Raw genomic sequence first — 12,709 nt, 5'->3', positions numbered from 1 at the left:
TGTTTGATTTCGGCAACTTTCGGCCGCCGGGAGCCCCGCTCTGACGTGCAGGTATGGACAAAACCGCAGGTCAGAGCGGTATTGACACATCCCGCAGAGACAGTAGGCTGAACTCTCAATGGGCCGGTATTTCTTCGCGGATTCCGGTCCGTGCCGGGGAGAGAGGCTGCAGGCGCCACCTGCCTGAGTGCAGTTGCGCCCGTTGTCCCTCGACGAACCGGCACTTTCCAGGGTAGGTCCGCACGTCAGTAGAAAACATGTCTGCGTTCCCCCACAGGTTTGCTTTCGTGGCCCGAAGGCGTGCGGACCTACCCTTCCTTTCACCGGAGGCCGCGCGGCAGGGTTTGCCCGCCGGCCGCCCGTTCAAACTCATGGCCTATACTGGACCGTCGATGCGGAAGCCCCCGGGGCATCTCCTGCACGAGGAAATCTGCGGTTTGCAGCACAACGTTCGAAAGGCCACTGAGTGCGGGTCGTCACCATCATCCCGACGTACAACGAGATTGAGTCCCTCCCGAAGACAGTAGCCCGCCTCCGCACCGCCGTACCCGGCTCGGACATCCTGGTGGTCGACGACAATTCCCCGGACGGCACCGGAACCTTGGCCGACCGAATGGCGGCCGACGACTCCGCCATCCACGTCCTCCACCGCGAGGGGAAAGCGGGTCTGGGCGCAGCCTACATCGCCGGCTTCCGCTGGGGGCTCGACGCCGGGTACGACGTCCTGGTGGAGATGGACGCCGATGGCTCCCACCAGCCTGAGGAACTGTCCCGGTTACTGGGCGCACTCAATGACGGCGCGGACATGGTCAAAGGCTCTCGCTGGATTCCCGGCGGTAAAGTGGTCAACTGGCCCCTCCACCGCAAGGGCATTTCCTTGGCCGGCAGCCTGTACTCCCGCCTCATGCTCGGCGTGGCCATCCGGGACATCACCGGCGGCTTTAACGCCTTCAAGGCCGGGACCCTGCGCACCATCGACCTGGACAGCGTGGAATCGGTCGGTTACTGCTTCCAGATCGACCTCACCTGGCAGACCCTGAAGGCAGGACTGGCGGTCCGCGAAGTGCCGATCACCTTCGTCGAACGCGAATACGGCGACTCGAAAATGAGCGGCGGCATCGTGCTGGAGTCCATCGCGCTGGTCACCAAGTGGGGGATCGCCGACAAGTGGCGGAAACTCCGCGCCCGGAAACCCTGACCGGCCCGACCGACCGCACAGAGACCCGACCGCACAAAGAGAGGGAGCGCACCCTGGCGGGTGCGCTCCCTCTCTTGACGGATGAACAGTCGGACTCTAGGCCGTGCGCCGTTCGCCGCGGCGTTCGCGCAGCTTGGTCAGGCGGTCCTCGAGGATCTGTTCGAGCTCCTCAACGCTGCGGCGTTCCAGCAGCATGTCCCAGTGGGTGCGCACCGGCTTGGCGTTCGGGTCGACGGGCCTTTCCCCGTTGACCAGAAGTGCTTCCTTGCCCGACTTGGAAACCCATACCGGGGGGATCTCTGCTTCTGCGGCAAAGGTCACGAACACCTGCTCGCCGTCCTCGCAACGGTATTCAACGCGCTGGCGCGGAGCCGGCTCGACACCGGATTCAGTCTCCATACTCTGCGCTCCGAGGCGCATACCCCGCAGGCTACGATCGCTCATGATCTCTCCCTCTTGTCTTGTGGCGGACCGGCGGATGGACCGCGTCCGCGATGGCTCGCTAACATTCTCAACGTCGGCGGTCGGCCGTCTGTTCCCGGCCGCGATGATAACGCCAATCCTGCCAGCGTCAAGGATGGTTGTAGGCGGCAACTTCCCGGCAAACCACCCATTATAGTCCGGGCCGCGGTTTCGGGTAAACCAAAGCCGGGAGCATGGAGCATCCCAAATGGGCGGACACTCCGGACTCCCGGCCCGTGCTTGCCGCTGCGGTCTTAGCCGCGGGGTTCGCCGACGGCAGTTGAGACCGGCGCGGTCTCGCTGTCCGGTGTAGCCGTCCCCAGCACGCTGCCAATGCTCTTGAGCGCTTCGCCGACCTCGCTGGGGATGATCCAGAGCTTGTTCGACTCGCCCTCGGCGATCTTGGGCAGCGTCTGCAGGTACTGGTAGGCCAGCAGCTTCTGCGTGGGGTTGCCCTTGTGGATGGCGTCGAACACCTTCTGGATTGCCTGGGCCTCGCCGTCCGCACGCAGGATCGCCGCCTTGGCGTCGCCTTCGGCCGCGAGGATGGCCGCCTGGCGCTGGCCTTCGGCGGTCAGGATTTGGGACTGTTTGGTGCCTTCGGCGGTCAGAATGGCCGCCCGGCGGTCACGCTCGGCCCGCATCTGCTTTTCCATCGAGTCCTGGATGGAATGGGGCGGATCGATCGCCTTGAGCTCCACGCGGGACACGCGGATGCCCCAGCGTCCGGTTGCTTCGTCCAGGACGCCGCGGAGCTGGCCGTTGATCTGGTCGCGTGAGGTCAGCGCCTCTTCCAGGTTCAGGCCGCCCACCACGTTGCGCAGCGTGGTGGTGGTCAATTGCTCGACCGCCTGGATGTAGTTGGCGATCTCATAGGTCGCGGCGCGGGCATCGGTCACCTGGAAGTAGACGACGGTGTCGATGGAGACCACCAGGTTGTCTTCGGTGATGACAGGCTGCGGCGGAAAGGACACGACCTGTTCGCGCAGATCCAGCAGCGGCAGCAACCGGTCCACGAAGGGGATCAGGATGGTCAACCCGGGGTTCAGCGTGCGCTGGTACTTGCCCAGCCGTTCCACGACGCCTGCCCGTGCCTGCGGGATGATCCGCACGGCGCGGACCAGCACGATCACGACGAAGATGATCAGGACCAGCAGCACGATCCAGATTCCGATATTGCTATCCATGGTTCCCCTCTAAGAGTGGTGTCGGTGGCTCACGGTGCCGGCGCGGTTCCCGGCCCGGGTCTTACTGGGCCGGCAGCGGCCCGTCTGCGCGCTGCGGGGTCACGACGGCGGTTGCACCCTCGATCCGGGCCACCGAAACGCGCTGGCCGGCCGGGATGGCCGACCCATCCGCCGACCGGGCGGACCAGGTGTCGCCGCCGATCTTCACCACGCCGGAATGGTCGGTGACGGATTCGAGGGTCATTGCCGATTCGCCGATCAGCCGGTCCACATTGGTGGCCAGGTCCCGCGGTCCGCTGCGGAGATGCCGCAGCGCTACCGGGCGGACGAAAAGCACCATCAGCAGCGCGACCACGCAGAAGATGACCACCTGCATCCAGAACGGCAGGCCGAGCAGTGCCCCGAACAGGGCCACGAGTGCACCGGAGGACATCATGATGAAGAACAGGTCCAGCGTCATCATTTCGACGATGGCCAGGATCAGGAACACGGCCAGCCAGAGTACCCAGCTGTTGGCGACGAGCCATTCGATCATCAGTACCCCCTGATGTTGGAGCAGCCGCCGTCTCCCGAGCCTGCCTCTTGCACGCATGCATCAAACCGCGGGCTGCTGGTGCCCTTAATACCTCCATCATGCCCGACGACGGCGCGTGGCGGAGTGAAATCCACCACTTCCGGGCGGTCGGGAGCGTTTCGTGGCCAAGTTGTGACCAGAAAGGCCCTTCGGCGGGCCGCTGGCCATTGCTGGATAGGATGATCCAGTGCTGAACACCGCGCCCTGCCGCGCCCCCCGGAACCGGCCATGCGAACCCTGCTGACCAGCGATCGGCTGTCCCTGCGGACGCTGCGGCTCTTTGCCGGCCTCTTCGCCTACGGGATCGCCATCGCGCTCATGGTCAGGGCCAATCTTGGCTCTGCGCCGTGGGATGTGCTGAGCCAGGGCATCGCCAGGGCCACGGGCATCAGCTTCGGCTGGGCCACGGTGGCGATCAGCGCGGCCGTGCTGCTGTTGTGGATCCCGCTGCGGCAAAAGCCGGGCGCTGGAACGATCGCGAACGCCATCCTCGTCGGCTTTTTCGCCGACTTCGGGCTGCTGCTCATTCCGCTCTGGGATCATCTGGCCGCGCAGGTTCTCTCGTTCGGTGCCGGCCTGGTCCTGCTGGCGGCGGCCAGCGCGTTGTATATCGGGGCAGGCCTCGGTCCCGGCCCCCGGGATGGCTTGATGACCGGCCTGCATGCGGCCACCGGTTGGCAGGTCTGGATCGTCCGCACCGGGATCGAAGCAGGTGCAACCCTGGCCGGGTGGCTGCTCGGCGGCGTCGTGGGTCTGGGCACGCTGGTGTTCGTCCTGGCCATCGGCCCCTTGATTCAGCTGTTCCTGAAGTGGATGTTCGTCGACCTGAATCCGGCCGTGCGCAAGCAAACGCCGGCCACCCCGCACGGCTAGCGGGCGGGGCGCACGGGCTCCCCACCGCGGCCGCGGCGCCGGTACGTGGTCACGGTGAAACGCGCGGTGACCTGGAGCGGGCCCCCGGCATCCCCCACGGCCGCGCGCACGGCGTCGGCATCGGTGTGGTGGGCGTTGGGCCCCATCATGACCAGCCGCACGATGTCCTCCGTGCCCAACTGAAGCGGCACCTGCAGCGGATCGGCCGCCAGCTCCTCGAATTCGTCGCCCAACGCCGCACCCAGCCGGTCAGCCTTGTCGGTTTCGACGGCCAGCAGCGGGACCACCTCGCGCAGCTCGTCCAGGTGCCCCGGCGCGGCGGTGGCGACCACCAGGTGTCCGTTCGGCTTCAGCACCCGGGCGAATTCGGCCGGGTTGCGGGGGGCAAAGACGTTGAGGATCAGGTCCACGGTCCCGGCCGCCAGCGGCAGCGGCTTCCAGAGGTCCCAGACCAGGCACAGGGCATCCGGCAGCATCCGGGCCGCGCGCCGGAGGGCGAACTTGGACAGGTCCAGCGCCACGGCCCGCCCGCCGGCCAGTTGCTTCAGCACGGCTCCGAGATAGTATCCGGTGCCGGCGCCGGCATCCAGCACCACGGGACCCTGAGAGCCGGGGGAGCCGGGCTGGAGGGCGCGGGCCGTCCGGGACAGCTGCTCCGCCAAGGGGGCGTAGTGGCCGGCGCCCAGGAACGCATCCCGCGCGGAGACCATCTCGGCGCTGTCCGGAATGAACCGGGTGCCGCGCCCGGTGAGCATATTGACGTAACCCTGCCGGGCGCCGTCGTACTGGTGGCCCTCCGTGCAGCGGAGCCCCTCGGCCGGGGACTGCCCCGCGGCCACCAGGCCTTCCCCGCAGACCGGACAGAGCAGCAGCGGAATCAGGTCCAGGAAGTGCGGGGCGGAGGGCATGCTCCATCCTAGGCAGAGCAGCACCCAGCTCGGCCGATTGGCTCCGGCCTGCTGGTGAGACTAGGCTCACAGACGTGCGATCTGAAGACATTGCTTTATTTAATTCCGTGTCCGCCCCCACGCTCCACCCGGACGGCGGCCGCGCCGCAGTATCGGCAACGCATCCCGACTTCGCGTCGGACAGCTACGTGGGGCAATTGTGGGAAGTCCCGCTGGACGACGGCGGTGCCCCGCCACGCCGCCTCACGCGCGGTTTCAGGGACACCGAGCCTGCCTATTCGCCCGACGGACTCTCCTTGGCGTTCCTGCGGGCGGCCGGCCCGGGGGAACGGGCGCAGCTGATGGTGGTGGACAGCCGGGGCGGGGAGCCGGTCGCCGTCACCGACCAGAAACTGGGTGTTTCCTCCTTCGTCTGGTCCCCGGACGCACGCCGCCTGGTCTTCGCGGCCCGGGTCCCCGCCGAGGGGCGCTACGGCACGGTGGACGGCGTCGGCCCCGGTGCCGAGGACGCCCGGCTGGTCACCGGCTACAAGTACCGCCTGAACGGGATCGGCTACACCGGCGACAAGCGCGCCCAGCTGTTCGTGGTGGACGCACCGGATCTGCAGGCCGAACCGCCGGTCGCCCCGGTGGGCCGCGCCGCCCAGAAGGCGGGCGGCGACGCCGAAGCCGCCTTTTCTGCCGTGCCCGAAGCTCGCCGGCTGACGTTCGCGGACGCCGACCACGACAGCCCGGCTTTCAGCCCGGACGGCCGCACGCTCTACTTCACGGCCGCCCTCCACGAGGGAGCCGACGAGGACCTGCGCCGGGATGTGTACGCGCTGGAGCCCGACGCCGTCGCCGGCAGCCCGCGGCTGATGTCCAACCTTTCGGGCCCGCTCCTGGCCGCCGCCTCGCCGCAACCCAGCGCCGACGGCAGCTGGCTGTTCTACCTGGGCGGCCTGATCGGCGGCGGGAGGGACTTCGTCGCCCAAAATACCGCGCTGTACGCGGCTCCGGTCTCCGCCCCCCACGAGGCGCGCCGCCTGACCGATCCGGAGGCGATGGACCTGGCCGACGGCACGCTGGCGACCGCCGGTCCGGATGCGGTGCTGGCCCTGAACCGGCACCGCGGCGCCGCGCAACTGGTGGAGGTCTCGGCAACCGGCAGCATGACGGTCCTGGTCGACGGTCCGCTGAACGCAGCGGCGGCCGCCCGGGCGGCGGGTCGCACCGTTCTCAGTTTCTCCGACGCGTCGACCGCCGGCGACCTGGGGCTCGTGGCCGGCGGCGGACTGACCCGCCTGACGGACTTCTCCGCGGCGCTGCGGGACTCCGGCATCATCCAGCCGCGGGAAGAGACCTTCGCTTCGGCGGACGGGTACTCGGTGCACGGCTGGGTGCTGCTGCCCGAGGGCCAGGGGCCGCATCCCGTGCTGCTGAACATCCACGGCGGGCCGTTCGCGCAGTACGGCTGGGAGCTATTCGACGAGGCACAGGTCTATGCCAAGGCCGGCTACGCCGTCGTCATGTGCAACCCGCGGGGTTCCGCCGGCTACGGGCAGGCCCACGGCCGCGCCGTCAAGGGCGCGATGGGAACCCTCGCCATGGCCGATGTCCTGGCGTTCCTGGAGGGTGCCATCGACAAATACCCCCAGCTGGACGGTGAGCGGCAGGGCATCATGGGCGGATCCTACGGCGGCTACCTGACCGCCTGGACGGTGTCCCGGGACCACCGGTTCACGGCGGCGATCGTGGAGCGGGGCTACCTGGATCCGCCGTCGTTCGTCGGCTCCTCGGACATCGGTTGGTTCTTCTCCGACGAATACACCGGCACGGATCCGGAGCAGGTCCGCGGCCAGAACCCGTTCGCCCAGCTGGATTCCGTTCGCACGCCGGTATTCGTCATCCACTCCGAAGACGACCTGCGCTGCCCGCTGGAACAGGCCCAGCGCTACTACGTGGGCCTCAAGCAGCGCGGCGTCCCCACGCAATTGCTGATCTTCCCCGGGGAGAACCATGAGCTGTCCCGCACCGGCACGCCGTGGCACCGGAAGCAGCGCTTCGACGAGATCCTGCGCTGGTGGGCGGCGCACCTTCCCACGGCACGGAACAACGACGGCGAACCCGCCGCAGCGGCAGAAGCGGACACCGCAGCCCGGGCGTAGTCCGGGTGCCGGCTAAAAGGCCAGGCCGGCGCGTGCCCGGTCAATTGTCGGCTGCGCCCAGTACCGGGTGTACTCGTCATTGCCGCACAGGGACCGGGGATGCATCTTGTCCACATAGATCGTGCCGGAGAGGTGGTCGGTTTCGTGCTGCACGATTCTGGCCTGCCAGCCCGAGAACGTCTCGCGTGCCCGGCCGCCATCGGGCCGTTCGAAGTCGAGGTCGACGCTGCGGGGACGCTCCACCACCGCCTGGTAGCCCGCGAAGGACAGGCACCCCTCATAGAACGCGGCTGTCTCGTCGCCGCGGGCACGGTAGGACGGATTGATGATGGCGAAGTAGGGGAGCGGGGCTCGTTCCCGGGTTGCGGCCACCTCGGGCGCCGCTTCGAATGTATCCTCGAGGACCGCTATGCGCAGCGGGATGCCGATCTGCGGCGCCGCCAGTCCGACTCCGGGCGCCGCGTGCATGGTCCGGCGCAGGAGCGCCAGCAGGGCGTTCAGCTCCGTGTGGTCCAATTGCCCGTCGAACGTCGCGGCGGGCTGCCTCAGCACGGGCTCGCCCACCTGCAGGATCGGGGCCGGGCCGCCGGAGGCGGCCAGCGAATGGACCAGATCGCGCAGGTGTTCTGCAGAGTAGTCGGTCACAGCTGCCAGTGTAGGGCGCGGGCCGGTCCGGCGCCCTAGCCGCTCCGGTCCGCGGAGGAGCAGGCTTCGGTGATAAACCGGTACACCTTCCGCATGAAATCCTGTCCGCCGTCCAGCCGGAGTACGCCGTGTCCGCCGGCGGTCCTGATGGTCACCGGTATCTTGGTGCCCACCTTATCTTCGGCCAGGGCATGGGGATCGCAGCGGGTCGGCACGACATGCAGGGCCAGCCGCGACGCCGGGTCCGTTCCGGCCACGTGGATGTTCCTGGGCCACGGGTGCTCGGCGTCTTCGCTGAGCAAGGTGGTGGTCCCGAAGGACTCGATCACCAGCGACCCATTCCGGCCGGACGGCTGGACATCAATGTCGACGACGGCCGCGTTGTTCCCGGCCAGTACCTCCAGCCCTGCATTGACCCGCAGCTCGGCCACAGAAGCCGCCGCCTGCGCCAGGCAGTCCCCGGAGTAGTTGCGGGAGAGCACACCGTGCGGATCGGCGACGGGGACGTCCACCGTGCCGGGCGCGGGCCCCTCGCCGTCCAGGGTCACCGTGATCCGATGCGCCGCAGCCTCCGGGGAGCTCCCGTCCGAACACCGGGCCGCCGGCAGTTCCGCCGGCAGGCTCACCGTTGCACCGGCAGCAATCCTGGTCCCGCCGGTGCGCGTCGGCTTCCAGTCCGCGGCGCCGTCGTAAAGGGGCGAATGCAGCGCCGCGGACGTGACCAGCAGGGGCTCCTCGGAGGTGTTGGTGATCATGAGGTTGACCACCCGGTCCGTGTAGTGCGCACGGCTCTGGTCCACGGCAGCAGAGACCGATTCCCGGGCGCTCGGGGAGGCGGGGGAGAGGCTCCCGGGAGCGTCCGAACATGCGGACAGCAGGGCTGCCGACACCAGCAGCAGCACCGAGCCGTTGCGGTACCGCAGGGGACCGGGAGCCATGCCACTAAGGTAGTACCAACTTCAGTGGACGTGATCCTCACCTGCAGCGAAAGGGCAACTTGTGGCCGAACGACTGATGCTCCTCGACACCGCGTCGCTGTACTTTCGGGCCTTCCACGCCCTGCCGGACACGATCAAAGCCGAGGACGGCACGCCCGTGAACGCCGTCCGCGGGCTGCTCGACATCATGGCCCGGCTGATCACCGACTACCGTCCGACCCGGCTGGTGGCCTGCTGGGACAACGACTGGCGCCCTGCCTGGCGGGTGGACCTGCTTCCCACCTACAAGAGTCACCGTGTGGCCAGGCTGGTTCCGGACGGCCCAGATATCGAGGAGACCCCACCGGGCCTGGTGGCCCAACTGCCCCTGATCCGCCAGGTGCTCGACGCGCTCAATGTCACCGTCATCGGAGCGGACCACCATGAGGCCGACGACGTCATCGGCAGTCTCGCGGCCCAGGCCGCCGTGCCGGTGGACATCGTCACGGGGGACCGGGACCTGTTCCAGTTGGTGGACGACGACCGCGGGGTGCGGGTGATCTACACGGCACGGGGCATGAGCAACCTCGAGGTCATGACCGACGTGGCGGTGGTGCGTAAGTACAGCGTGCTGCCCAGCCAGTACGCGGACTTCGCCACCTTGCGCGGCGACACGTCCGATGGCTTGCCCGGAGTTGCCGGCATCGGCGACAAGACGGCGGCCGGGCTGCTGAAGGATTACGGCAGCCTCGACGGGATTGTTGCCGCGGCAGCAGATCCGACGGCTTCCATGGCGGCACGGATGCGGGCGAAGATCACGGAGGCCGCCGGTTACCTCAGCGTCGCGCCGGCCGTTGTCGGCGTCGTCCGCGATCTGGATCTCGGGGTATTCGATGCCACCCTCGGGCCGCTGGACACCGAACAGGCAGAGCGGGTCGAACAGCTCGCGACGGACTTGAACCTGGGCGGACCGTCCCGCCGCATCCTGCAAGCGCTCGAGTCGGCTGGCGAGGCGGCGGAGTGACCGCCGGCCGTCCGTGGCCAACAACTTCCAGCGCGGGTTTTGGGCCAGTCCATTAAGGTAAATACGTAATCGATGCCGCGGCGGGGCGAGGGGCGCCCGCAGGGCAGGCACCCCGACGCCGATCGGACGGTCTTCCGGCAGGGTTGGGCGGTGCCGGCGAGGAACCCAAGAGATGGAGACACCATGAGCACGGCCACAACGGGGGACCTGCAGCCCGCGTCGCTGCATTCCGCGGACAGCCATGACCTGATCCGGGTACAGGGCGCGCGGGTGAACAACCTCAGGGACGTCAATGTCGAGATCCCGAAACGACGGCTCACGGTGTTTACCGGGGTCTCGGGATCGGGCAAGAGTTCGCTCGTGTTCGGCACCATCGCCGCAGAGTCGCAGCGCCTGATCAACGAGACCTACAGCGCGTTCGTCCAGGGCTTCATGCCGACATTGGCCCGTCCCGAGGTTGACTTCCTCGCGGGCCTGACGACCGCCATTATCGTGGACCAGGAGCGGATGGGCGCCAATCCGCGCTCCACCGTCGGCACGGCCACCGACGCCAACGCCATGCTGCGGATCCTCTTCAGCAGGCTGGGCGACCCGTACATCGGGTCGCCCAACGCCTTTTCCTTTAACGTCCCGTCGGTGAAGGCCAGCGGGGCCATCACGGTAGAGCGTGGCGGCAAGACCAAGGCGGAGAAAGCGACCTTCAACCGCCTCGGCGGAATGTGCCCGCGTTGCGAGGGCATGGGCTCGGTCAGCGATTTCGACCTGTCCGCGCTCTACGACGACACGAAGTCGCTCTCCGAAGGCGCGCTGACGGTGCCCGGCTACAGCATGGACGGTTGGTACGGCCGCATCTTCAGCGGCGCCGGCCTGCCCATGGAGAAGCCGATTGCGAAGTTCACGAAGAAGGAGCTCCACCAGCTGCTCTATTCGGAACCGACCAAGATCAAGGTGGAGGGGATCAACCTCACCTATGAGGGCTTGATTCCCAAGATCCAGAAGTCGATGCTCTCCAAGGACCGGGAGGCGATGCAGCCGCACATCCGGGCCTTCGTGGACCGGGCAATCACCTTCGCCACCTGTCCCGAGTGCAACGGGACCCGGCTGGCCCAGGAGGCGCTCTCGTCGAAAATCCGCGGCAAGAACATCGCAGACCTTTGCCAGATGCAGATCAGCGACCTGGCCGACTGGATCCGCGGTCTGGACGAGCCGTCGGTCGCCCCGCTGCTCACCGGCCTGCAGCACCTGCTCGACTCGTTTGCGGAGGTCGGGTTGGGTTACCTGTCGCTCGACCGGCCGGCGGGGACGCTGTCCGGGGGAGAGGCGCAGCGCACCAAGATGATCCGCCACCTGGGCTCATCGCTCACCGACGTCACCTATGTCTTTGACGAACCCACCATCGGCTTGCACCCCCATGACATCGAGCGGATGAACCAGCTGCTGCTCCAGTTGCGGGACAAGGGCAACACGGTGCTGGTGGTCGAGCACAAGCCCGAGACGATCGCGATTGCCGACCACGTCGTGGATCTCGGGCCGGGCGCCGGCACGACAGGCGGGACGATCTGCTTCGAAGGCAGCGTGGAAGAACTACGGGGGAGCGACACCACCACCGGCCGCCACTTCGACGACCGGGCGTCCCTCAAGGAGTCGGTCCGCCCGTTCACCGGTGCCTTGGAGGTCCGGGGCGCCTCGACGCATAACCTGCAGGACGTGGACGTCGACGTCCCGCTCGGAGTGCTTGCGGTGATCACCGGCGTCGCCGGCTCCGGCAAGAGCTCGCTGATTAACGGCTCGGTCGCCCGCCGCCCCGGGGTCGTGGTGATAGACCAAGGCGCGATCAAAGGGTCCCGGCGCAGCAATCCGGCCACCTACACCGGATTGCTCGAACCGATCCGCAAGGCATTCGCCAAGGCAAACGGCGTCAAACCGGCTCTTTTCAGCTCCAATTCCGAGGGCGCGTGTCCCGTCTGCAACGGTGCCGGCGTCATCTATACGGAGCTGGGCATCATGGAGACCGTCGAGTCCACCTGCGAGGAATGCGAGGGAAAGCGGTTCCAGGCGGCGGTGCTGGAATACAGGCTCGGCGGCCGGAACATCGCCGAGGTGCTGGCCATGCCGGTCAACGAGGCCGAGGAGTTCCTCGGCACCGGCGACGCGCGCACACCCGCCGCCCACAAGATCCTGGAGCGGCTCGCCGACGTGGGACTCGGCTACATGACGCTCGGCCAACCGCTCACCACGCTGTCCGGCGGCGAGCGGCAACGACTCAAGCTGGCGACCCAAATGGGCGAAAAGGGCGACATCTACGTGCTCGACGAGCCAACGACGGGACTGCACCTGGCCGACGTCGAGCAGCTGCTCGGCCTGCTGGACCGCCTCGTTGACTCCGGCAAGTCGGTCATCGTGATCGAGCATCACCAGGCAGTCATGGCGCATGCCGACTGGATCATCGACATCGGCCCCGGAGCCGGGCACGCCGGCGGCCGCATCGTCTTCGAGGGGACGCCGGCCGAGCTCGTCGCCGATCGTTCCACGCTGACGGGCAAGCACCTCGCGGCGTACGTCGGGGCCTGAGCGGACGTTTCCGCCGGTGTCCGAATCCGGCGGCAACGGGCGGGTGCAGAGTTATGTCAACCTACGCCGCTTACGGGGCCCGCGATCATAGGGGCATGGTTGCGGCTGCAACGGTTCCTCCAGCCTTCAGCCCGCCGCCCCTGAGTGTGTCTCCGAACGGACTGCTGGCTGCCTGCACCCAGCCGACGTGCCGCGTTGAGCCT

At 67.8% G+C, this 12,709-nt stretch carries 11 protein-coding genes; 5 read left to right on the top strand and 6 right to left on the bottom strand.

The annotated features are described in order from the left end of the window. Positions 1 to 466 precede the first annotated feature (466 nt). Positions 467 to 1,198 carry a polyprenol monophosphomannose synthase gene (locus tag AC5RVS_RS16690; protein ID WP_493987206.1) on the top strand — a complete coding sequence of 244 codons (732 nt, stop codon included), beginning with the start codon at positions 467 to 469 and terminating at the stop codon, positions 1,196 to 1,198. Positions 1,199 to 1,294: 96 nt separating this feature from the next. On the opposite strand, the gene AC5RVS_RS16685 is transcribed toward AC5RVS_RS16690, so the two are convergent. The 3 genes from AC5RVS_RS16685 to AC5RVS_RS16675 form a co-directional block, all read right to left on the bottom strand. Further along, positions 1,295 to 1,642 carry an RNA polymerase-binding protein RbpA gene (locus AC5RVS_RS16685; protein WP_493987205.1) on the bottom strand — a complete coding sequence of 116 codons (348 nt, stop codon included), beginning with the start codon at positions 1,640 to 1,642 and terminating at the stop codon, positions 1,295 to 1,297. Between the two features lie 272 nt (positions 1,643 to 1,914). Then, complete coding sequence (locus AC5RVS_RS16680; protein ID WP_493987204.1) at positions 1,915 to 2,847, bottom strand: SPFH domain-containing protein; 933 nt, start codon at positions 2,845 to 2,847, stop codon at positions 1,915 to 1,917. Between the two features lie 61 nt (positions 2,848 to 2,908). Further along, complete coding sequence (locus AC5RVS_RS16675) at positions 2,909 to 3,382, bottom strand: NfeD family protein (RefSeq protein ID WP_493987203.1); 474 nt, start codon at positions 3,380 to 3,382, stop codon at positions 2,909 to 2,911. Between the two features lie 267 nt (positions 3,383 to 3,649). Between AC5RVS_RS16675 and yczE the strand changes: the two genes are divergently transcribed. Further along, the gene (yczE, locus tag AC5RVS_RS16670; protein WP_493987202.1) at positions 3,650 to 4,294 is read left to right on the top strand and encodes a membrane protein YczE; all 645 of its coding nucleotides are present in this window, start codon (positions 3,650 to 3,652) and stop codon (positions 4,292 to 4,294) included. Here yczE and AC5RVS_RS16665 read toward each other — a convergent pair. Beyond that, positions 4,291 to 5,202 carry a methyltransferase domain-containing protein gene (locus AC5RVS_RS16665; RefSeq protein ID WP_493987201.1) on the bottom strand — a complete coding sequence of 304 codons (912 nt, stop codon included), beginning with the start codon at positions 5,200 to 5,202 and terminating at the stop codon, positions 4,291 to 4,293. The genes yczE and AC5RVS_RS16665 overlap by 4 nt on opposite strands. A gap of 74 nt (positions 5,203 to 5,276) precedes the next feature. On the opposite strand from AC5RVS_RS16665, the gene AC5RVS_RS16660 reads away from it, so the two are divergent. After that, positions 5,277 to 7,349, top strand: coding sequence for a S9 family peptidase (locus tag AC5RVS_RS16660; protein ID WP_494108958.1), 2,073 nt, complete (start codon positions 5,277 to 5,279; stop codon positions 7,347 to 7,349). 12 nt (positions 7,350 to 7,361) lie between these two features. Here the strand turns inward: AC5RVS_RS16660 and AC5RVS_RS16655 are convergent, their stop codons facing one another. Both AC5RVS_RS16655 and AC5RVS_RS16650 read right to left on the bottom strand, forming a co-directional pair. Continuing rightward, positions 7,362 to 7,994, bottom strand: a complete 633-nt coding sequence (locus tag AC5RVS_RS16655; RefSeq protein ID WP_494108957.1) for a peptide deformylase — start codon at positions 7,992 to 7,994, stop codon at positions 7,362 to 7,364. 35 nt (positions 7,995 to 8,029) lie between these two features. After that, the gene (locus AC5RVS_RS16650) at positions 8,030 to 8,932 is read right to left on the bottom strand and encodes a hypothetical protein (RefSeq protein WP_493987198.1); all 903 of its coding nucleotides are present in this window, start codon (positions 8,930 to 8,932) and stop codon (positions 8,030 to 8,032) included. Between the two features lie 61 nt (positions 8,933 to 8,993). Here AC5RVS_RS16650 and AC5RVS_RS16645 point away from each other — a divergent pair, with 61 nt between their 5' ends. Continuing rightward, on the top strand, positions 8,994 to 9,935 hold the full coding sequence (locus tag AC5RVS_RS16645; protein WP_494108956.1) for a 5'-3' exonuclease: 942 nt from the start codon (positions 8,994 to 8,996) through the stop codon (positions 9,933 to 9,935). Positions 9,936 to 10,118: 183 nt separating this feature from the next. Beyond that, positions 10,119 to 12,506 carry an ATP-binding cassette domain-containing protein gene (locus tag AC5RVS_RS16640; RefSeq protein ID WP_494108955.1) on the top strand — a complete coding sequence of 796 codons (2,388 nt, stop codon included), beginning with the start codon at positions 10,119 to 10,121 and terminating at the stop codon, positions 12,504 to 12,506. Positions 12,507 to 12,709: the final 203 nt, after the last annotated feature.

The sequence above is a fragment of the Arthrobacter sp. Y3221048 genome, from assembly GCF_059092685.1.
This window is presented reverse-complemented; position numbering and strand designations above follow the sequence as displayed.

Coding starts and splice junctions, on each gene's coding strand:
- AC5RVS_RS16685 (WP_493987205.1), bottom strand. CDS start 1,642: ATGAGCGATCGTAGCCTGCGGGGTATGCGCCTCGGAGCGCAGAGTATG.
- AC5RVS_RS16680 (WP_493987204.1), bottom strand. CDS start 2,847: ATGGATAGCAATATCGGAATCTGGATCGTGCTGCTGGTCCTGATCATC.
- AC5RVS_RS16675 (WP_493987203.1), bottom strand. CDS start 3,382: ATGATCGAATGGCTCGTCGCCAACAGCTGGGTACTCTGGCTGGCCGTG.
- yczE (WP_493987202.1), top strand. CDS start 3,650: ATGCGAACCCTGCTGACCAGCGATCGGCTGTCCCTGCGGACGCTGCGG.
- AC5RVS_RS16665 (WP_493987201.1), bottom strand. CDS start 5,202: ATGCCCTCCGCCCCGCACTTCCTGGACCTGATTCCGCTGCTGCTCTGT.
- AC5RVS_RS16650 (WP_493987198.1), bottom strand. CDS start 8,932: ATGGCTCCCGGTCCCCTGCGGTACCGCAACGGCTCGGTGCTGCTGCTG.
- AC5RVS_RS16640 (WP_494108955.1), top strand. CDS start 10,119: ATGAGCACGGCCACAACGGGGGACCTGCAGCCCGCGTCGCTGCATTCC.